14 protein-coding genes and 1 pseudogene are annotated in these 19,808 nt (G+C 72.4%); 5 read left to right on the top strand and 10 right to left on the bottom strand.

Annotated features, from left to right (window positions below):
- The first annotated feature begins 50 nt into the window (after positions 1–50).
- Positions 51–1,805: an NAD+ synthase gene (locus D9V36_RS31350; protein WP_129296727.1), complete on the top strand. Its 1,755-nt coding sequence runs from the start codon at positions 51–53 to the stop codon at positions 1,803–1,805.
- Between the two features lie 91 nt (positions 1,806–1,896).
- On the opposite strand, the gene D9V36_RS31345 is transcribed toward D9V36_RS31350, so the two are convergent.
- The 4 genes and pseudogenes from D9V36_RS31345 to D9V36_RS31330 form a co-directional block, all read right to left on the bottom strand.
- Entirely contained in the window at positions 1,897–3,207 is a 1,311-nt protein-coding gene (locus D9V36_RS31345; protein ID WP_241721123.1) for an MFS transporter, read from the bottom strand.
- A gap of 258 nt (positions 3,208–3,465) precedes the next feature.
- Positions 3,466–4,470 carry an endonuclease/exonuclease/phosphatase family protein gene (locus D9V36_RS31340; protein WP_431357766.1) on the bottom strand — a complete coding sequence of 335 codons (1,005 nt, stop codon included), beginning with the start codon at positions 4,468–4,470 and terminating at the stop codon, positions 3,466–3,468.
- A 342-nt stretch (positions 4,471–4,812) separates the two neighbouring features.
- A pseudogene (locus D9V36_RS31335) lies at positions 4,813–5,454 on the bottom strand (TetR/AcrR family transcriptional regulator); the annotation flags it as partial.
- Positions 5,451–7,070, bottom strand: coding sequence for an MFS transporter (locus D9V36_RS31330; RefSeq protein WP_129296724.1), 1,620 nt, complete (start codon positions 7,068–7,070; stop codon positions 5,451–5,453). The gene D9V36_RS31330 and the pseudogene D9V36_RS31335, both read right to left, overlap by 4 nt.
- Positions 7,071–7,388: 318 nt before the next feature.
- Between D9V36_RS31330 and panB the strand changes: the two genes are divergently transcribed.
- From panB to D9V36_RS31315, 3 genes are all read left to right on the top strand, one after another.
- Positions 7,389–8,249 carry a 3-methyl-2-oxobutanoate hydroxymethyltransferase gene (gene panB / locus D9V36_RS31325; RefSeq protein WP_129296723.1) on the top strand — a complete coding sequence of 287 codons (861 nt, stop codon included), beginning with the start codon at positions 7,389–7,391 and terminating at the stop codon, positions 8,247–8,249.
- Between the two features lie 479 nt (positions 8,250–8,728).
- The gene (locus tag D9V36_RS31320) at positions 8,729–9,766 is read left to right on the top strand and encodes an ATP-binding cassette domain-containing protein (protein WP_129296722.1); all 1,038 of its coding nucleotides are present in this window, start codon (positions 8,729–8,731) and stop codon (positions 9,764–9,766) included.
- Entirely contained in the window at positions 9,763–10,593 is an 831-nt protein-coding gene (locus D9V36_RS31315) for an ABC transporter permease (RefSeq protein ID WP_129296721.1), read from the top strand. The genes D9V36_RS31320 and D9V36_RS31315 overlap by 4 nt, the downstream gene beginning before the upstream one ends.
- Before the next feature lie 51 nt (positions 10,594–10,644).
- Here D9V36_RS31315 and D9V36_RS31310 read toward each other — a convergent pair whose 3' ends face one another.
- Positions 10,645–14,127: an AfsR/SARP family transcriptional regulator gene (locus D9V36_RS31310; RefSeq protein WP_431357765.1), complete on the bottom strand. Its 3,483-nt coding sequence runs from the start codon at positions 14,125–14,127 to the stop codon at positions 10,645–10,647.
- Between the two features lie 171 nt (positions 14,128–14,298).
- On the opposite strand from D9V36_RS31310, the gene D9V36_RS31305 reads away from it, so the two are divergent.
- Complete coding sequence (locus D9V36_RS31305) at positions 14,299–15,105, top strand: site-2 protease family protein (RefSeq protein WP_129296719.1); 807 nt, start codon at positions 14,299–14,301, stop codon at positions 15,103–15,105.
- Positions 15,106–15,250: 145 nt separating this feature from the next.
- Here the strand turns inward: D9V36_RS31305 and D9V36_RS31300 are convergent, their stop codons facing one another.
- The 5 genes from D9V36_RS31300 to D9V36_RS31280 all read right to left on the bottom strand — a co-directional run bounded on the left by D9V36_RS31300 (position 15,251) and on the right by D9V36_RS31280 (position 19,615).
- Entirely contained in the window at positions 15,251–15,460 is a 210-nt protein-coding gene (locus D9V36_RS31300) for a hypothetical protein (RefSeq protein ID WP_129296718.1), read from the bottom strand.
- Between the two features lie 107 nt (positions 15,461–15,567).
- On the bottom strand, positions 15,568–16,302 hold the full coding sequence (gene npdG / locus D9V36_RS31295; protein ID WP_129296717.1) for an NADPH-dependent F420 reductase: 735 nt from the start codon (positions 16,300–16,302) through the stop codon (positions 15,568–15,570).
- Positions 16,303–16,440: 138 nt separating this feature from the next.
- Positions 16,441–17,289 carry a carbohydrate ABC transporter permease gene (locus D9V36_RS31290; RefSeq protein ID WP_129296716.1) on the bottom strand — a complete coding sequence of 283 codons (849 nt, stop codon included), beginning with the start codon at positions 17,287–17,289 and terminating at the stop codon, positions 16,441–16,443.
- Complete coding sequence (locus tag D9V36_RS31285) at positions 17,286–18,284, bottom strand: carbohydrate ABC transporter permease (protein WP_129296715.1); 999 nt, start codon at positions 18,282–18,284, stop codon at positions 17,286–17,288. The genes D9V36_RS31290 and D9V36_RS31285 overlap by 4 nt, the downstream gene beginning before the upstream one ends.
- Positions 18,281–19,615 (bottom strand): ABC transporter substrate-binding protein, encoded by a 1,335-nt coding sequence (locus D9V36_RS31280; protein ID WP_129296714.1) that lies wholly within the window; start codon positions 19,613–19,615, stop codon positions 18,281–18,283. Before D9V36_RS31280 ends, D9V36_RS31285 begins: the two co-directional genes overlap by 4 nt.
- Positions 19,616–19,808 lie beyond the last annotated feature (193 nt).

Here is a 19,808-nt window from a genome sequence, read left to right as displayed (position 1 = left end):
CGTCCTTTCCCCACCCCCCATTGCGTCAGAAAGACGATTACACTGGCGAGGTGCCTCAACTTCGTCTCGCCCTCAACCAGACCGACAGCTGTGTCGGCGCCCTCGACCGGAACGCCGAGACGATCCTGCGCTGGACCCGGCACGCCGCCGACCAGGGCGCGCACCTCGTCGCCTTCCCCGAGATGGCGCTGACCGGCTATCCCGTCGAGGACCTGGCGCTGCGCCCCTCGTTCGTCGAGGCGAGCCGCGAGGCGCTGCGGACGCTGGCCGGCCGGCTGGCGTCGCAGGGCATGGGTGACCTCCCGGTGATCGTCGGCTATCTCGACCGCGGCGCACAGGCGAAGCCGCGCTACGGCCGGCCCGCGGGCGCCCCGCAGAACGCCGCCGCCGTGCTGTACCGCGGCGAGGTCGCGCTGGCCTTCGCCAAGCACCACCTTCCCAACTACGGCGTCTTCGACGAGTTCCGCTACTTCGTCCCCGGCGACACGCTGCCCGTCGTGCGGGTGCACGGGGTGGATGTCGCGCTCGCCATCTGCGAGGACCTGTGGCAGGACGGCGGACGGGTGCCGGCGGCGCGCAGCGCGGGCGCCGGGCTCCTGGTGTCGGTCAACGCCTCGCCCTACGAGCGGGACAAGGACGACACCCGGCTGGAGCTGGTCCGCAGGCGGGCCCGGGAGGCCGGCTGCACCACCGCCTATCTGGCGATGATCGGCGGGCAGGACGAGCTGGTCTTCGACGGCGACTCGATCGTCGTCGACAAGGAGGGCACGGTGATCGCGCGGGCACCGCAGTTCGCGGAGGGCTGTGTGCTGGTCGACCTGGACCTGCCCGCCGCGGCGCCGGTGCCCCCGTCGGGCGTGCTGGACGACGGGCTGCGCGTCGACCACCGCGTCCTGTCGCCCGACCCGCTGCCGCCCTACCCGCCCGAGACGCCCGGCGGCGAGGCCGAACGCCTCACGGATCTGGAGGAGATCTACACCGCGCTGGTCGTCGGCCTGCGCGCCTATGCCGCCAAGAACGGCTTCGGCAGTGTGGTGCTCGGCCTGTCCGGCGGCATCGACTCGGCGCTGGTCGCCACGCTCGCCTGCGACGCCCTGGGGGCGGAGCATGTGCACGCCGTGGCGATGCCCTCCCGCTACTCGTCGGAGCACTCCCTCAGCGACGCCGCCGAACTCGCGAGCCGTACGGGCCTGGCCTTCCGTACGGTGCCGATCGGCCCGATGTTCGACGCCTATATGGCGGCGCTGCCGCTGACCGGGCTGGCCGAGGAGAATCTGCAGTCACGGCTGCGGGGCACCACCTTGATGGCCCTCTCCAACCAGGAGGGCCACCTGGTCCTCGCCCCCGGCAACAAGTCCGAGCTGGCCTGCGGCTATTCGACCCTCTACGGCGATTCGGTGGGCGGTTACGGCCCGATCAAGGACGTCTACAAGTCGGTCGTCTACCAGTTGGCCCGCTGGCGCAACCAGGCCGCCGCCGACCGCGGCCGGATCCCGCCGATCCCGGAGAACACCCTCACCAAGCCTCCGAGCGCCGAGCTGCGCCCCGGCCAGGTCGACACCGACTCGCTGCCCGACTACGACATCCTGGACCGCATCCTGGAGCTCTACGTCGACCACGACCGCGGCCGGGAGGAGATCGTCGCCCAGGGCTTCGACGAGGCCCTGGTGACGCGGGTCCTGCGGATGGTCGACCACGCCGAGTACAAGCGCCGCCAGTACCCGCCCGGCCCCAAGATCTCCGCGAAGGGCTTCGGCAAGGACCGGCGGCTGCCCATCACCAACCACTGGCGGGAGGGGAGCTGACGGGGCCCCGGCTTCCGGGAGGCGAGTCCGCCCGGTCGGGCGGGATGTCCGGCCCGGCGCAATGTCCGGCCCGGCGGTCGGCCGTGGGCGGTCAGCCGAGGTGGCCCTCGGCGGCGACCGGCGCACCCGCGGTCGGCCCGGACTCCGTCTCGCCGCCGCGGGTTTCGCCGCTGCGGATCTCGGTGCTGCGGGTCGCGGTGCTGAGGGTCTTGCCACCGTGGCCGGCTCCGCTGCGGGCCACGATCCGGGAGGAGTCGTGGGCACCGTGGTCCAGGAGACCGGCCACGACGGCGACGGCCAGGCCCAGGGCGGCCAGCACCGCGCCGACCAGCGTCGGGGAGGTCCAGCCCCAGCCCGCCGTCAGGGCCAGGCCGCCGACCCAGGCACCGCCGGCGTTGGCGAGGTTGAAGGCGGACTGGTTGGAGGCGGCGGCCAGCGTCGGCGCCTGCTGGGCCTTGTTCATGACCAGCATCTGCAGGGGTGTGGTGGTCAGGAAGCCGACCGCGCCGATGAGGACGACCGTCACCAGCGCCGCCCACTTCACCTCGGCGGTGAAGTGGAAGGCCGTCAGGGCGAGGGCCAGGGCGGCCAGCGAACCGTAGAGGGTCGGGCGCAGGGCCCGGTCGGTGAGCGGGCCCGCGGCGAGCGCACCGAGGGTCATCCCGATGCCGAAGAGGGCGAGGACCAGCGGCACCGAGCCCGCGGCGAAGCCGGTGACCTCGGTCATCATCGACGCGAGGTAGCTGTAGACGGCGAAGATCCCGGCGAAGCCGAAGACGGTGGTGAGCAGGCCGAGCAGCACCTGGCGGTTGCCGAGCGCCCGCAGTTCGCTGCCGAGGCCGGTGTACTCCTCGGCCGGCAGCGGGGGGATCAGCCGGGCCAGGGCGGCCATGGCGGCCAGCCCGATGGCGGCCACGACGAGGAAGGTGGCGCGCCAGCCGAGCTGCTGGCCCAGCAGGGTCGCCGCCGGGACGCCGATGATGTTGGCGACGGTCAGGCCGAGGAACATCGTGGCGACCGCCCGGGCCTGGCGGCCCTCGCGCACCAGCCGGGCGGCGACCACCGCGCCGACGCCGAAGAACGCACCGTGCGGGAGCCCGGCCAGCACCCGGCCGGCGATCAGCAGCCCGAAGGTGGGGGCCAGGGCGGAGGCGAGGTTGCCGACCGTGAAGACCGCCATCAGGCCCACCAGCATCCGCTTGCGCGGGATACGGGAGCCGAGGGCGGTCAGGAGCGGGGCGCCGATGACGACGCCGAGGGCGTAGGCGGAGACGAGGTAGCCGGCGGTGGGCACGGAGGTGCCCAGATCGTCCGCGACGTCGGGCAGCAGGCCCATCATCACGAATTCCGTGGTGCCGATGCCGAAAGCTGAGACCGCGAGGGCGAGCAGAGCCAAGGGCATGAAGGACCTTTCGGGGTTGTGCGTGCGGCGGGCACGCGGCGCACGGACCGTGAGCACTTAAGTTCTCTTACGGAACAAAGCCTCTCAGGCGCAGTATTCCAGCGGGGGAACGGGGCGTGACGAACCCGCGTCGGATCCCCGTCGGCAGCCCGCCGCGATCACCGCCTGCGCCCCACCCCGGTCATTCTCAGCAGCCCGCTCCGGATCCCGTTCGGCAGCCCGCTCCGGATCCCGTTCGCCGGTGCACCGGCACGCCGCTCAGATCTTCACCGTCGCCGCGACCGGAAGGTGGTCGCTGCCGGTCTCGGGCATCACCCAGGCCTTGACCGGGTCCATCCCCTTCATCATGATCTGGTCGATCCGGGCCATCGGGAACGCGGCCGGCCAGGTGAAGCCGAAGCCGTCGCCCGCCGCGCCCTGGGCGGAGCGCATCTGGGAGGTGACCGGGGCCAGCGAGCGGTCGTTCATGGTGCCGTTGAGGTCGCCGAGCAGCACGACCTTCTTCTCCGGGTCGGCGGAGATCGCCTTGCCGAGCGCCGCGGCGCTGCCGTCTCGCTGATTGGCGGTGAAGCCCGCCGCGACCTTGACCCGTACCGACGGCAGATGCGCGACGTAGACGGCGAACTTCTGGCCGTCGGCGGCGGTGACGGTGGCCCGCAGCGCGCGGGTCCAGCCCATCTTGAGGTCCACCGGCTTCGCCTCGGACAGCGGGCGCTTGCTCCACAGCCCGACGGTGCCCTGGACCGTGTGGTACGGATACGCCTTCGCCAGCCCCTGCCGGTAGACGGGCAGGGCGTCGCCGGTCAGCTCCTCCAGGGCCACCACATCGGCGTCGGAGGCCACGATGTCCCGGGCGGTGGACGCCGGGTCGGGGTTCTCGGCGTTGACGTTGTGGGTGGCGACCGTGAGATTGCCGCCGTTGCCGGACTTGTCGGTGATCTGCCCGCCGAAGAGGCTGATCCAGGCGAACGCCGGCAGCACCAGCGCCACCAGCGCGGTCGCCGAGCGGCGCAGCACCGCGACGACGAACAGCAGCGGGATGCACAGCCCCAGCCACGGCAGGAAGGTCTCCAGCAGACTGCCCAGGTTCCCCACGGTGTTGGGGATCTGGGAGTGCAGCATCATCAGCAGGCCCACCAGGACCGCGAGTACCGCGAGCACGATGCCGCGCCGCCACATGCCCTCGGGACGCCACCAGTTCCGCAGGCGTTCGGCCCGGGAACCGGCCTGCCCGGGGTTGTGCCCCTGTCCCGGCTCCGTCATGTATGCCTGCGCCATGTAGCTGTCCTCACTGCGTTGCCTCGCCGCACCTGACCTGTGGTCTCCGACCCTAGGCGATGGTCCGTAATGCGCTTTCTTAGAAGTGAGGACGGCACGGGGGCGGGTCGGGGTTCCGGTCATGGGATTCATGACAACGGCTGTGACAGAACAGGCATGCGCCGGTCATACGGGGCCGTCCGCACACGGCGTTCCGGGGCGGGCGTGCCTGCCCCCAAGGCCCCTGCCGCGCCGCGGAGTTCGGCCCGCCGGCGTATCCGGCGCCCTCGTATCGGGCGCCGCCGTCGCACCGGGTGCCGCGCTCGCATCCGGTGCCGCCGCATCCGGGGCCGCCGGCCGTACGCCCTCCAGGACCATGTCGACGATGTCCGCCGGAAGGCTTTCGGGCAGTTCCTCCCACTCGTGGAGGAGGGCGCGGGCCAGCATCGGCCCGACGACGAGGTCGGCGACGGTCTCCAGGTCCCGGTCGGTGCGGATCTCACCGTTCGCCACCCCGCGCCGGAGCACCCCGAGCAGCGCCTCGCGGCGGGTCCGTACGACGGTGTCGTGATATTCCGCCCACAGCCCGGGCTGTGCCTGGACATGGCTGACGAGCGTGCGCAGCAGCGCGGAGCTGCGCTTGGCCAGGCCGCGGCGGCGCAGGAATTCCAGCAGCGCGACCAGATCATCGCGTACCGAGGTGCCGTCCAGGAGCGGGCCCGGGACGTCCAGGGACCGCATCACATCGAGCATCAGCGCGCTCTTCCCCGGCCAGCGGCGGTAGACCGTGGCCTTGCCGACGCCTGCCTCGCGGGCGATGCGCTCCATGGACAGCTCGCCTATGGAGGCCCCGTCCTCGATCAGGCGCAGGACGGCCTCGATGACGGCCGAGTCGGCCGCGGCGCTGCGCGGCCGGCCGCGGCGCCCGGGGACTGCGGGGCCCGGCCGCTCCCCGGCCGCCGCCCCGGAGTCCGCCGCCGCCCGGCTCATCGCTCCGCGCCCGCCTTCCGCTCTTCCTGCGGAGTGGCCGGCTGCGGTGCCGGTGCCGTTCGGCCCGGCAGGAAGGCCGCGGCCACCACGAGCCCCAGCAGCGCGACGGCGGCCGAGCCGAGCGCGGTGACGTGCATGGCGTGGATGAAGGCGTCGTCGGCCACGGCGGTCAGCGAACGGCCCGCCGGCCCCATCCTGTCCGCGAGCCCGTGGGTCGCCTCGATGGATTCCCCGGCCGCGTGCCGGGCGGCGGCCGGTACGCCCGGCAGCCGGTCGAGGGTGTCCTGCATACGGTCGCGGTAGCTCGTCGACAGCAGCGAGCCGAGGACGGCGACGCCGAGGGTGCCGCCGACCTGCCGGAAGACGTTGTTGAGCGCCGAGCCGGAGCCGGCCTTCTCCCGGGGCAGCGCCTGCATGACCGCGACGGTGGCCGGCGGCATGATGTGGGCCATCCCGGCGCCCTGCAGGAAGAACAGCGCCTCCAGGACCCAGATCGGGGTGTCGGTGTCCAGCAGCAGCATGCCCGACATGGTGGTGGCCACCACGAACATGCTGAAGGTGCACACCGCGCGGGCGCCGTACTGGTCGACGGCGAGCCGGGCCCGGGGCGCGAAGATCGTCTGGGCGGCGGCCAGCGGCAGGAACAGCATTCCGGCCTGCAGCGGGGTGTAGCCGCGCACGCTCTGGATGTAGAAGACGGTGAAGAACGCGACCCCCATCAGCGCGAAGAAGACCAGCGCGATGGCGGCGATGGCGGCCGAGAAGGCCGGGCTGCGGAAGTAGCCGATGTCGATGGACGGGTGGTCGCTGTGCTTCTGGTGCAGCACGAAGACGATCAGCACCGCCAGGCCGCCGGCGATCGCGCCGACCACCTGCGGGTCGGTGAAGTCGGCGAGCTGGCCGCCCTTGATGATGCCGTAGACCAGCAGGACGAGTCCGACGACGGACAGCAGCACCCCGAACGGGTCCAGCCGGCCGGGGCCGGGGTCCTTGGAGTCGGGCACCAGGATCACCATCGCGATCAGCGAGACCACCACGACCGGAGCGTTGATCATGAAGACCGAGCCCCACCAGAAGTGGGCGAGCAGCAGCCCGCCGGCGATCGGGCCGACCGCGATGGCCAGCCCCACCCCGCCGGCCCAGATGCCGATCGCCCGGGGCTGCTCCTCCCGCTCGAAGACGTTCATCAGAATGGCGAGGGTGGACGGCATCACGAAGGCGCCGCCCAGGCCCATCAGCGCGCGGAAGGTGATCAGCTCCGCCGGCGATCCGGACACCCCGGCGAGCACCGACCCGGCACCGAAGACCGCCAGGCCGAAGAGCAGTGTCTTCTTGCGGCCCACCCGGTCGCCCAGCAGGCCCGCGGTGAACAGCAGACCGGCGAAGACCAGCGTGTAGGAGTTGATCGCCCACTCCAGCTCGCTCTGGGTGGCGCCGAGGCCGAGCGGGGCCGGGGTCGCGATGGTCTTCATGGCGACATTGAGGATCGAGTTGTCCAGCACCACGATCAGCAGGCTGAGCATGAGGGTGGACAGGATCGCCCAGCGGCGGCGGTGGACGGGGTCCGGGATCTGTCGGGCCGGCGGTGCGCCCGGGGTGCTGGAGGAGGAGGCCATGCCGGCACCCTAGGGAGATTCCGATACGGCACCGTTCCGTATCGGGTAGCCGCGCGGGCAGGTCCCTTCTTCCGGGCGAAGCGGGAGCCGTCTTCCGGCCGAAGCCAGGGCGGTCGTCCGGGCGGAGGGAGACCGGCCGTCCGTGCGGAAAGGCGGAAAGGGAGACCGATCGTCCGGGCGGGGCAAGGGTGGCTTCCGGCCGAAGCGAGACCGGTCACGTCCGTTTCCCTTTTCCTTTGTGCGCGGGCCGTGCCAGCATGGAGGGGAGTCCGGGGACACCGTCAGGGTGCCTCGAGATGACGAACAGGAGCCGTCACCATGACGCAGCCTTCGCCTGCCCAGAAGCCGGTTGCCAAGTCCCTCTACGGGGGCTCGGGGTCACGCCGGATCACCGTCCGGGACATCGCCGCCGCCAAGGAGCGCGGCGAGAAGTGGCCGATGCTCACCGCCTACGACGCCATGACCGCCTCCGTCTTCGACGAGGCCGGCATCCCCGTTCTGCTCGTCGGTGACTCGATGGGCAACTGCCACCTCGGTTACGAATCCACCGTGCCGGTCACCATGGACGAGATCACCCTGCTGTCCGCGGCGGTCGTCCGGGGCACGAAGCGCGCGCTCGTCGTCGGCGACCTGCCGTTCGGCTCGTTCCAGGAAGGCCCGGTGCAGGCGCTGCGCAACGCCACCCGGCTGGTGAAGGAAGCGGGCGTGGGCGCCGTCAAGCTGGAGGGCGGTGAGCGCTCCGCCGACCAGGTGGAGCTGCTGGTCTCGTCCGGCATCCCGGTGATGGCGCATATCGGGCTGACCCCGCAGTCGGTCCACGCCTACGGGGGCTACCCCGTCCAGGGCCGCGGCGAGGAGGCGGCCCAGCAGCTGCTGCGGGACGCCAAGGCGGTGCAGGACGCCGGTGCGTTCTCGGTCGTCCTGGAGGCGGTACCCGCCGAGCTGGCGGCCGAGGTCACCCGTTCGCTCTACATCCCGACCGTCGGTATCGGCGCGGGCCCGGACTGCGACGGCCAGGTGCTGGTATGGACCGACATGGCCGGAATGACGGCCGGCCGGGTCCCGAAGTTCGTCAAGCAGTACGTTGCCCTGCGGGAGCTGCTCGGAAGCGCGGCCAAGGAGTTCGCCGAGGACGTCGTCGGCGGAGCGTTTCCTGCGGAGCCGCATCTCTTTCACTGATCCCTAAGCGGCCCACGTTGTCGGCTCTCCCGCCGTGGTGGTTTCTCACCGTTGCGCCTGCGGCGAGCGTGGGTTGTCGGGTGCGGTGCCGCTCCTCCGGACTTCGTCCTGCGGCGCGGCCCCTCCCGTGAGTGGGTGGAAATACCTGGTGGGGGTGCGCGTGGTCATTTACGTGCACCCCCACCGGCTTTCAACCCTTCCCCCACGGGAGGGGACGGGCCGGAGGGGCAGGGTGTCCGGGCTTTGCTTCCGAAGGCTCCGAGAAAGAGCAAAGGCGGAGCGCAGCGGAGCGTAAAGCGAAGCAGTCCGGACACCCTGCCCCGGAGGCCCGTCACCGCACCCACAGCCCCGCGCAGCGGACCCCGCCCGCCGCAGGCGAAACAAAGAGAAACCCCCACGGCGGGAAAGCCGACAACGTGGGAAGCGCTCTGTCGGAGACATGTCGGCGCCCTGTCGGCGGCAGCTGACACCTTGGTCTCATGACGCGACAGACGATATCCACCAAGGGCGGCAACGCCGTGGAGGTGCGCGGTCTGGTCAAGCACTTCGGGGCGGTCAAGGCCGTCGACGGGGTGGACCTGGACGTGAAAGAGGGCACCGTGCTCGGCGTGCTCGGCCCCAATGGCGCCGGCAAGACGACCCTCGTGCGGTGCCTGTCCACCCTCCTCGTGCCGGACGCCGGCAGCGCCTTCGTGGCCGGCTTCGACGTGGTGCGCCAGCCCCGCGCGCTGCGCCGCACCATCGGCCTGACCGGGCAGTACGCCTCGGTCGACGAAAAGCTCTCCGGCTGGGAGAACCTCTACATGATCGGGCGGCTGCTCGATCTGTCCCGCAAGGACGCCCGGCGCCGCGCGGACGAGATGCTGGAGCGGTTCTCGCTGACCGAGGCCGCCAAGCGGGCCGCGGCCAAGTACTCCGGCGGTATGCGCCGCCGGCTCGACCTGGCCGCCTCGATGATCGGCCGGCCCGCGGTCCTCTACCTGGACGAGCCGACCACCGGCCTGGACCCCCGCACCCGTAACGAGGTGTGGCAGGAGGTCCAGCGGATGGTGCACGACGGTGCCACGGTGCTGCTGACCACCCAATACATGGAAGAGGCCGAGCAGTTGGCCAACGAGCTGACGGTCATCGACCGCGGCCGGGTGATCGCCGAGGGGCAGGTGGACGAGCTCAAGGCCAAGGTCGGCGGGCGGACGCTGCAGATCCGGCCGGCGGACCCGGGCGAGCTGGACCGGATGACCGAGGCCGTCACCCGGGCCGGTCTGGACGGCATCGCGGGGGCCACCGCCGACCACGACGGGGGTGTGGTCAACGTACCGATCGTCAGCGACGAGCAGCTGACCGCGGTGGTCAATGTGCTCGGCCGGGAGGGCATCGCGCTCGCCGGGATCAGCACCCATCTGCCCAGCCTGGACGAGGTGTTCCTGGCCATCACCGGCCAGAAGACCTCCGAGGCCGGGACCGGGGCCGGGTCCGAGGACGCCATGGACGAGCAGTACGCGGGGGTATCGGCATGAGTACGGCAACGATGGCGGCGCCGCGGGTGAAGGCCGGCGCCGATGAGGGCCGGATCGGTCTGCGGGCCAATCTGCGGCACATCGGGGCGCTGGTGCGGCGCAACGCCCTGCAGATCAAGCAGGATCCGGAGTCCATGATGGACGTCCTGCTGATGCCGATCATCTTCATCCTGCTGTTCACCTATGTCTTCGGCGGCGCGATCGCCGGCAAGGGCCACCAGCACGATTACATCCAGCGCCTGGTGCCCGGCATGATGGCGATGCTGGGCATGAACATCGCCATGGCGGTGGGCAGCGGTGTCAACGAGGACTTCCGCAAGGGGGTGATGGACCGCTTCCGGACGATGCCGATCGCCCGGTCCTCGGTCCTCATCGCCAAGATCGTCGTCGAGATCGGCCGGATGCTGATCGCCACCGCGATCCTGCTCGGCATGGGCTTCCTGCTGGGCCTGGAGATCAAGGGCAGCCTGCTCGCGTTCTTCGCCGCGGTCGTGCTGTCCACCGTCTTCGGCGCCGCCCTGATGTGGATCTTCATCCTGCTGGGGCTCGCCGTGAAGACCCCGCAGGCGGTCCAGGGCATGGCGATGCTGGTGCTGATGCCGCTGCAGTTCGGCTCGTCGATCTTCGCGCCGACGACCTCGATGCCCGGCTGGCTGGAGGGGTTCACCGAGGTCAACCCGCTCTCCAACCTGGCGGACGCGTCCCGTGCGCTGATCAACAACCAGGGCGCCGTGGCCCACCCGGCGCTGGTCACCCTCGGCTGGGCGGTCGCCATCACGGCCGTCACCATGCCGCTCGCGGTGGCGAAGTTCCGCAAGAAGACCTGACGCGCGTCCCGCAGGGGGCTTCCCTGCGGGACCGCCTTCGCCCGGCTCGCGTCAGATGAGGGCGGTGGCCTCTTCGAGGGAGAGGCCACCGCCTTCGGCGTATGCCTGCGCATAAGCCGTATCGCCCACCAGCGCCCGCGCGGCCGCCTCGGTACGGGCCCGGTCGTCGCGGATGAGCCGCGGCGGGACATGGCTGGTCGCCCGCAGCGCGTCGTACGCCCCCACCAGGCGCGCCGCGTCCCGCCCACCGGACTCACCCCGCACCGCCGTCAACACCCGTGCACCGGTGAGGAGTTGTACCACCGGGAGGTCCGGCGCGATCATCTGCGTCAGGGAGTCCTGCATGCGGGCCATGGCCGAGCGGAACCTCGGCAGCAGGCCCTCCTCGCGGTGGCCCTCGTCCAGGTCCAGCGAGATCACCGACGACTCCAGCATCCCGGCGAACAGGTCCGGGGCGCGCGGGGCGAAGAGCTCGCGCACCACATGCAGTTCCGCCCGCGCCCCCTGGCGATCCCCCTTCAGCGTCAGCCACATCGCCAGGGTCAGCCGGGCGAACGGCTCGGTGTCCCGGCCGCTGTTGCCCTTCACCGCCTCGGCCAGCACCTCGCGCAGCATCCGCTCGCCGGTCTCCGTCTGGTCGTCCTCGATCAGCACGGCACCCAGCCGGCAGCGCAGCAGCAGGGTCTGGCCGTGCGCCCCCAAGTCCTCGGCGTGCACCATCGCCGCCCGGTAGTCGCGCGCCGCCTGTGCGTACGCGCCCCGCTTCTCATGGGCTTCGGCGCGTCCCGCCAGCGCCTCGGCCGCGCCCCACGCGTCGCCGAGCCGCAGGAAGGTGCGCAGCGCCTCGTCGGCATCGCTGGTCGCCTGCGCCAGCCCGCCGGCGCGGTCGTTGAGGATCTTCGAGCGGAACTGCAGCATGTAGGCCAGCTCCCATGCGTAGCCGAGGTCACGGCAGGCCTGCACCGCGCCCTCGACCAGCTCGGCCAGCTCGTCGAAGCGTCCGGTGATCAGCACCGCGTAGTACCAGAGCGCGCCGGGCACCTTGCAGGTCTGCGGCATACCGGTGCGGTAGACGGTGAGCATCCCGGCCAGCTCTTCCTGCATCGCCGGATCGAGCAGCGCCTCGATATCGCTGTCCCGGCTGGAGAGCGCGACCAGCCGGACCTCGCGGCGGGCCTCCTGCAGTTGTTCGGGAGCCATCGGCGGGGGTGTGTCGATGGGTCTCTCGTGCAGGTCGGGGGCCGGTTCGGCGGGCGGGATGAAGGGGTTGGGGCCGAGCGCGGCGGCCGCCGTCGCCCAGTGGCGGGCGTCGCTGCGGTGGTCGCGCAGCGACCAGAACCACTGCAGGGACAGCACCAGGCACAGCGCCTCGTGCTCGTCCCGTGCGGCGAGGGCGCGGCGCAGCGCGGTACGCAGATTGTCGTGCTCCAGCTCCAGCCGCTCCATGCCCGCGCGCTGGCCGGGGCCGCGCAGCAACGGATCGGTGGTACGGGCCAGTTCGCGGTAGGCGACGAGGTGGCGGCGCTCGGCACCGGCCCGTTCCCCGGCCTCGTCCAGCCGCTCGCCGGCGTACTCCCCCACCGTCTCCAGCAGCCGGTAGCGCATCTCTCCCCCGCCGAAGCGGCTGCCGCCCGGCTCCTGGCCGGCCGGGGCCGCGACCACCAGCGATTTGTCGATCAGCGAGCCGAGCAGCCCGGCCACCTCGCGCCGGTCGACGCCGTCGCCCGCGCACACCTCTTCGGCGGCGGCCAGATCGCAGCCGCCGGCGAAGACGGACAGCCGGCGCAGCACCGCCCGTTCGGGCTCGTCGGTCAGGTCCCAGGACCAGTCCACGACCGCGCGCAGCGTCTGCTGGCGGGGCAGCACCGTCCGGCTGCCGCTGGTCAGCAGCCGGAAACGGTCGTCGAGCCGGTCGGCGAGCTGCCGCGGCGTCAGCAACCGCAGCCGGGCCGCGGCGAGTTCGATGGCCAGCGGCAGCCCGTCCAGCCGGGTGCAGATCTCGGCGCAGGCGGCGGTGGTCTCCTCATCGGCCTCGATACGGAAGCCGGGCAGGGCGGCGGCCCCGCGGTCGGCCAGCAGCCGCAGCGCGACGGGGGCGGGCAGCGGCTCGACCGGCCGCAGCACCTCGCCCGGTACGGCCAGCGGCTCCCGGCTGGTGGCCAGCACGGTCACCCCGGGGCAGTCGGCCAGCAGCCGCTCGGCGAGCTCGGCGGCGGCGCCGATCACATGCTCGCAGTTGTCGAGGACGAGCAGCATCCGGCGTCCCGCGCAGTGCTCGGCGAGCCGGCCGAGCGGGTCCAGTGCGGTCGGATCGGCGGCGGCCCGCAGGCCTTCCGCGGTGGTGCCGCGGACGACCGTCTCACGGGCCCCGAGTGCGGTCAGCACCGCCTCGGGCACGGTCTGCGGATCGTCCACCGGCGCCAGCTCGGCCAGCCATACGCCGTGCGGCCAGGCGTCCGGCAGCGCGGCCGCGGCGGCCTCCGCGCCCTCCTGCGACAGCCGGGTCTTGCCGGCGCCGCCGGGGCCCAGCAGCGTCACCAGCCGGTGCTCGGCCAGATCGGCGCGGATCGCCGCCAGGTCGGTGTCCCGCCCGACGAAGGAGGTGAGCCGGGCCCGGAGGTTGCCGGGGCGGGGGCGGGGCGGGGTGAGGTAGGGGGCGGGGACGGCTGCGGGGTCGGCGGCGCCGGGCGGGAGCGCGGCGCCGGGCGCGTGCGCGGTGCCCGGGACGTGGGTGGCGCCGGGGAAGTAAGTGGTGCCGGGAGCGTGGGTGGCACCGGGAGCGTGGGGGGACGCAGGCGACGGGACCGTCTCCGCCGGTGGACGGAGCAGTTCCGCGTGCAGGGCGCGCAGCTCCGGGCCCGGGTCGGCGCCGAGGCGGTCGGCGAGGCCGGTGCGTATCTCCTCGTAGGCCGCCAGTGCCTCCGCCGTGCGGCCCGCGGCACGCAGTGCGCGCAGCCGCAGCGCCTGGAGGGGTTCGTCCAGCGGATGGTCCTGGCACAGCGCGAGGAGGGTGGGCAGCGCCCGGTCGGCCCGGCCGAGGGCGAGGTCGGCGGCGAGGCGGGTGCGCTGGGCGTCCAGGCGGCGGCGCTCGGCGCGGGAGGCCTCGGCCCCCGCGTCCGGCAGATCGGCGAGGGCCGGACCGCGCCAGAGTGCCAGGGCGTCGTCGAGCAGGGCGGCGGCGCCGGCCGGGTCCGCGGCGGTCAGCGCCCGGCCGCCCTCCGTCGCAAGCCGCTCGAAACGGTGCAGATCGACGGCGTCGGGCTCGGCACACAGCCGGTAGCCGCCGTCGGCCGAGGCGACCGCGGCATGCCCCAGGGCACGGCGCAGCCGGCCGACCAGCGCCTGCAGCGCCCCGGCCGCGTCGGCGGGCGGGTCCAGGCCCCAGATGTCCGAGATCAGCACGTCCGGGGAGAGTGCCCGGCCGGGGCGCAGCGCGAGGGCGGCGAGCAGCGCGCGCAGGCGTGGTCCGCCGATCGCGACGGGGGTGCCGTCGGGCCGGTCGGCCTGGGTGGTGCCGAGAATTCCGTAGCGCACCGGCCCATTGTCGTCGAAGGCGACAACTCCCCAGGCACCAAGCGTCGTTTTCGGGTGCACGGGTCCTGGGCAGGGGTCCTGGCACGAGCCCGCCGGCACACCGCCGTGCGCCGCACGCCGTGACGCGGTTACGGTCATGGCTGCCCCTCAACGGACACGGAGCCTTGCACCATGACCACAGCAATCCGACGCGCCGACCGCCGCATCAGTCCGGTCTTCCTCGCGCTCGTCGCCGTCATGGCGGTGTCGGGATGGGCCGTGTGGAGCGGCACGCTCGCGGCGCACACCGGCTTCGCGGTGTTCTTGTTCGTGGTGTCCGGCTGGGTGGTGTCGCTGTGCCTGCACGAGTACGCGCACGCCAGGACCGCGCTGCACAGCGGCGACATCTCGGTGGAGGCCAAGGGCTATCTGACGCTGAACCCGCTGAAGTACACCCACGCACTGCTCAGCATCGTGCTGCCGGTGATCTTCGTGATCATGGGCGGGATCGGGCTGCCGGGCGGCGCGGTGTTCATCGAGCGGGGCCGGATCCAGGGGCGCTGGCGGCACAGTCTGATCTCGGCGGCCGGGCCGCTGACCAACATCGTGTTCGCCGCGGTGTGCACGGCGCCGTTCTGGCTGCACGGGCTGGCCGGGGTGCCCGCCCCGTTCCGTTTCGCGCTGGCGTTCCTGGCGCTGCTGCAGGTAACCGCCGCGATCTTGAACTTCGTGCCGGTGCCGGGCCTGGACGGCTACGGGGTGATCGAGCCGTGGCTGTCGTACAAGCTGCGGCGGCAGGTGGAGCCGTTCGCGCCGTTCGGGCTGCTGGCGGTCTTCGGGCTGCTGTGGGTCCCGGAGGTCAACCAGGCCTTCTTCGGCCTGGTGAACACGATCCTGCACGGCCTCGGCGTGTCCTCCCTCGACACCTACCTCGGCCAGCAGCTCTTCCGCTTCTGGCAGGGCGAGCCGCCGCTGCCGCAGGGCGGCGGCCTCTTCTGAGGGCCGGGGCCCGGCCGGCCGGCGTACGGGGCCGGGCTCCGCAGGCGGACGTGCGGGGCCGGGCTCCGCAGGCGGACGTGCGGGGCCGGGCTCCGCGAGCCGGCATGAGGGGCCGGGCGGCGCGGGAGGGCTCGGCGCGCCGGGCTCAGCCGGCCTGCTGCGCCCGCTGGAGCTTCGCCCTGCGCAGGTAGAACCACGCCATGTTGCTGGAGATGCCCGCCAGCAGGATCCAGACGATGCCGACGAAGCTGCCCTGGGCGAACGCGACCACGGCCGCGGCGACGGAGAGGACGCACACGGCGAGGGCCATGAGAGCGAGCCGGCGGGCCGGGCCGGCCGGGGGCAAGAGGGGCATGGGGGCGGCTCCTGTCGGGAGTGGTGCGGTCCTCCCCAGTGTCCCCCATGCCCCGTGTGCCCCGGTCGGCGGTCCGGCGGCGGCCGCTGCCGCCGCGGGCGGACGGCTCAGACGTCGGTGAGGCGCAGCCCCGCGTGTGCCTTGTAGCGCCGGTTGACCGAGATCAGGTTGGCCACCAGCGACTCGACCTGGTGGGCGTTGCGCAGCCGGCCGGCGAAGACGCCCCGCATACCGGGGATACGGGCGGCCAGCGCCTGCACCAGGTCGGTGTCGGCGCGGGACTCGCCGAGGACCATCACATCGGTGTCGATCCGCTCGGTCTCCGGGTCCTGCAGCAGCACCGCGGACAGATGGTGGAAGGCGGCGGTGACCCGGGAGCCGGGCAGCAGGGCGGCGGCCTGCTCGGCGGCGCTGCCCTCCTCCGGCTTGAGCGCGTAGGCGCCCTTCTTGTCGAAGCCGAGCGGGTTGACGCAGTCGATGACGAGCTTGCCGGCCAGCTCCTCGCGCAGCGCCTGGAGGGTGAGTCCGTGGCCCTCCCAGGGCACGGCGACGATCACGACATCGCTGCGGCGCGCACACTCCGCGTTCTCCGCGCCCTCGATGCCCAGGCCGAGTTCACCGGCGGCGGTCTCGGCGCGCTCGGCGGCCCGGGAGCCGATGATCACCTTCTGGCCGGCCCGGGCGAGCCGGTAGGCCAGGCCGCGGCCCTGGTCGCCGGTGCCGCCGAGGACGCCGACCACCAGGCCGGAGACGTCCGGGAGGTCCCAGGGGTCACGCTTGAGGGCGGCCTTCGCGCGCGTCGCGGCGTTCGGGGAGAACCGGTCATCGTCAGGAGTAGTCATGACAGCGATCCTGTCACGCCCGGCCGCGAACCGGTCAGGCCCTCGGCACGAGGCCGGTCAGGCCCCTCGGCGCCGCACCTCCCGGTCCGCCCGCCGCGCCCCCTCACGGCGCACCGGTCGCGCCGTCACCGCGCCCCGTCACGCCTTCACGCTGCCCTCGGTCAAACCCGTGCGCCAGTACCGCTGGAGCACGGTCATCAGCACCATCAGCGGCACCACCGACAGGAAGGCCCCGCCCACCGTGTACTGGTAGAGCACCGGTTGGCGGTCGGCGTAGCCGGTCCAGGAGGTCAGGCCCAGCTGGACCGGGTAGAGGTCGGAGTCCGAGAGCATCACCAGGGGCAGGAAGTAGTTGTTCCAGATGTGGACGAACTGGAAGAGGAAGACAGTCACCAGCGCCGGGGTCATCAGCCGCAGCGCGATCCCGCCGAAGATCCTGGCCTCACCCGCGCCGTCGATCCGGGCCGCTTCCAGCAGCGAGTCGGGGACCGCTGCGGCGGCGTAGATCCGGCACAGGTACACGCCGAACGGGCTGACCGTGCTGGGGATCAGCACCGCCCAGTAGGTGTCGGCCAGCCCCAGCGCGCTGAAGAGGAAGTAGAGCGGCAGGGCCAGTGCGGTGCCGGGGATCAGCACCCCGGCGAGCACCACGTTGAAGACCGCCTCCCGGCCGCGGAACGGGAAGGTGGCCAGCGCATAGCCGGCCGCGGCGGACAGCAGGGTGGCGCAGACCGCGCCGGTCCCGGCGTAGAAGAGGGAGTTGGCGAACCAGCGGGCGTAGATGCCGTGGTCGTAGGTGAGGACCTCGACGAGGTGGTCGACGGGGTGCGGATGGCCGGAGAACCAGAAGCCGAAGGTGCCGAAGAGGTCGGCGCTGTTCTTGGTGGCGGAGACCGCCAGCCAGTAGACGGGCACCAGGAAGTAGACCGCGGCGACGGTCAGCAGCGAGGCGGTGATGATCCGGTGGCGGACCGGGGGCGGTGTCATCCGCGCTCCCCGGCGCGCTCCCCTGCCCGCCCGCCGGCCAGCCGCAGAAAGCCGAAGGACACCGCACACGCCACGAGCGCGAGCAGTACCGCCTCGGCCGCCGCCACCTGCTGGTTGTTGCCGACGAACGCCTCGCTGTAGGCGTGCAGGTTGGGCGTGAAGCCGGAGTCGATGGAGGAGGCCAGCGGGCGCAGCACCATGGGTTCGGCGAACAGCTGGAGGGTGCCGATGATGCTGAAGACGCCGGTGAGCACGAGCGCGGGGCGGAGCAGCGGGATCTTGATGTGCCGGGCGACCTGCCAGGCGTTCGCCCCGTCGATCCGTGCCGCCTCGTACAGCTCCCCCGGTACGGCCTTGAGCTGGGCGATCAGTACCAGCATGTTGTAGCCGGTGAACTGCCAGGTGACGATGTTGGCGAGGGACCACAGGACGGCGGTGCGGGAGAGGAAGTCGACCTGCCAACCCATGGATTCGGCGATCTTCACCAGCGGGCTGATGCCCGGCACGTAGAGGAATCCCCACAGGATCGAGGCGATCACTCCCGGCACGCCGTACGGCAGGAAGAAGGCGCTGCGGAAGAACGGGACCCCGCGGGCGCTCGCGCTCTCCAGCAGCAGCGCGAGGGCGGTGGCCAGCACGATCATCAGCGGGACCTGGACGGCGCCGAAGAGCAGCACCCGGCCGAAGCCGGCCAGGAACCGGTCGTCGGCGAGGGCGTGGGCGTAGTTGGCGAGGCCGGCGAAGACCTGGTGTGCCCGGCCGCCGAGGCCGAGCGGGCCGGTGCGTTCGGTTCTGAGCAGGCTCTCGTAGAGGGCGTAGCCGAGGGGGGCGAGGAAGCAGAGGACGAAGAGGGCGAGGAACGGCAGGACGAATCCGGCGGCGGCGCGGGCGTTGCGGGCCTCGGTGCGGGTGGCGCGGCGCGGGCGGCGGCCGGTGTCCTTGCGGGCCGCGCCGCGGGGGACCGGGTCCGGCCGGCTCGGCGTGTCCCGGCTCACCCGCCGCTCTCCGCCTTCAGGCCCTTGTCCCTGAGGTCGGCGACGGTCTGGGCCTGCACTTTCGTCAGGACCGAGCGGAGGGAGCCGCCGTCCGCCAGCGCATCGGTGAAGGCGTCGCCGAGCCGCTGGTAGAGGGTGTCCACCCCGGGCCCCCACCGCCAGCTGGTGTCCACATGCGCCCCGGCGGCCGCGAAGACCTTGCTGTACGCCTGGCCGCCGAAGAAGTCCTTGTCGACGTCGAGATCGGTGGCGGCATAGCCCTTCTTGGCGCTGGGGAAGCCGTAGCCGCCGTCGATCAGCAGCGCGATCGACTCGGGGTCGGTGTTGAGCCAGACGGCGAAGTCCAGGGCGTCCCGGGGATAGCGGGACGCGGCGAAGACGGCGGTGGTCGAGCCGCCCCAGTTGGCGAAGGCCTGCCCGCCCGCCTTCCACTGCGGCAGCGGCGCGGCCCGCCACCTCCCCTTGGTGCCCGGCGCGTTGCCGGCCAGCAGGGCGTCGCCCCAACTGGAGCCCAGCCAGGCCGGGATGGCGCCGGTCTGCAGATCCTTGTACCAGGCGTTCTGCCGGTCCGGGATGGTCTTGACGAGCTTCTGCCTGACGAGGGATTCCCAGTAGTCGGCGACCCTGCGGGTGGGTGCGTCGTCGAGGTGCACGATCCAGGTGTCGCCGTGCGTCCGGTACCACTCGGCGCCCGCCTGCCAGGCGAGGCCGGCGAAGCGGTTGCCGTTGGCGGGGGCGAAGGTCTCGATCCAGGCACCCTTCTTCCGGACGGCCTTGGCGGCGGCCTCGTACTCGTCCCAGGTCCGCGGGGCCGGCACGTCCCACTCGTCGAAGAGGTCCTGGCGGAGGAACAGCCCCATCGGCCCGGATGCCTGGGGGATGGCGTAGACGCCCTTGCCGAAGACGGACTGCTGCCACTGCCAGCCGAAGAACTCGTTCCGGTGGCGGGCGGCGCCGAGCGGGGCGAGGTCGAGCAGTCCGTCGTCGAGCAGGAAGCCGGGGAGGACGGGGAATTCGATCTGGCCCAGGTCGGGCGGGTTCCGGGCCTTGATGGCGGCGTGCATCTTCGCGTACTGCTGGCCGTTGACGGCCGACACCTTCTCGACCTTGACCTGGACCTCGGGATTCTTGTGGTTCCAGAGGTCGACGGGTTTGTCGATGCCCGGCACCCAGGACCAGAAGGTCAGTTGGATCCGCTGCCCCTTCTTGCGCTCCCGGGGCGGTTCGCCGTCGGCGTCCCCGCCCTCGCCGCAGCCGGTGAGCGCCCAGCCGGCGGCGACGGCGGCCGCCCCGCCCAGGACCGTTCTGCGGTGCACGGTGCGGTTGCTCATATCGGCTCCCCCACGAGGATGCGGCTGCGGATACGGCGCAAGGTGATCGTCGAGCACGCGCTGAGGTCGCCCGCCCCGTGGAGCGGTCGGGCGCTCCCAGGGGGCCGGAGACGTAGGATGTCCCTCGTCCTGCGGCGACCATAGGGAGTGCCCAACTTGCCGTCAAGACACCGCACATGGGGCATTCCCGTAT

The organism is Streptomyces lydicus (assembly GCF_004125265.1).
In the GTDB taxonomy this organism is placed as follows: domain Bacteria; phylum Actinomycetota; class Actinomycetes; order Streptomycetales; family Streptomycetaceae; genus Streptomyces; species Streptomyces lydicus_C.
The sequence above is the reverse complement of the archived record's forward strand: the minus strand, read 5'-3'. Positions and strand labels throughout refer to the sequence as shown.

Coding starts and splice junctions, on each gene's coding strand:
- D9V36_RS31345 (WP_241721123.1), bottom strand. CDS start 3,207: ATGCCCTTGGCTCTGCTCGCCCTCGCGGTCTCAGCTTTCGGCATCGGC.
- D9V36_RS31340 (WP_431357766.1), bottom strand. CDS start 4,470: ATGACGGAGCCGGGACAGGGGCACAACCCCGGGCAGGCCGGTTCCCGG.
- D9V36_RS31330 (WP_129296724.1), bottom strand. CDS start 7,070: ATGGCCTCCTCCTCCAGCACCCCGGGCGCACCGCCGGCCCGACAGATC.
- panB (WP_129296723.1), top strand. CDS start 7,389: ATGACGCAGCCTTCGCCTGCCCAGAAGCCGGTTGCCAAGTCCCTCTAC.
- D9V36_RS31320 (WP_129296722.1), top strand. CDS start 8,729: ATGACGCGACAGACGATATCCACCAAGGGCGGCAACGCCGTGGAGGTG.
- D9V36_RS31315 (WP_129296721.1), top strand. CDS start 9,763: ATGAGTACGGCAACGATGGCGGCGCCGCGGGTGAAGGCCGGCGCCGAT.
- D9V36_RS31305 (WP_129296719.1), top strand. CDS start 14,299: ATGACCACAGCAATCCGACGCGCCGACCGCCGCATCAGTCCGGTCTTC.
- D9V36_RS31300 (WP_129296718.1), bottom strand. CDS start 15,460: ATGCCCCTCTTGCCCCCGGCCGGCCCGGCCCGCCGGCTCGCTCTCATG.
- npdG (WP_129296717.1), bottom strand. CDS start 16,302: ATGACTACTCCTGACGATGACCGGTTCTCCCCGAACGCCGCGACGCGC.
- D9V36_RS31290 (WP_129296716.1), bottom strand. CDS start 17,289: ATGACACCGCCCCCGGTCCGCCACCGGATCATCACCGCCTCGCTGCTG.
- D9V36_RS31280 (WP_129296714.1), bottom strand. CDS start 19,615: ATGAGCAACCGCACCGTGCACCGCAGAACGGTCCTGGGCGGGGCGGCC.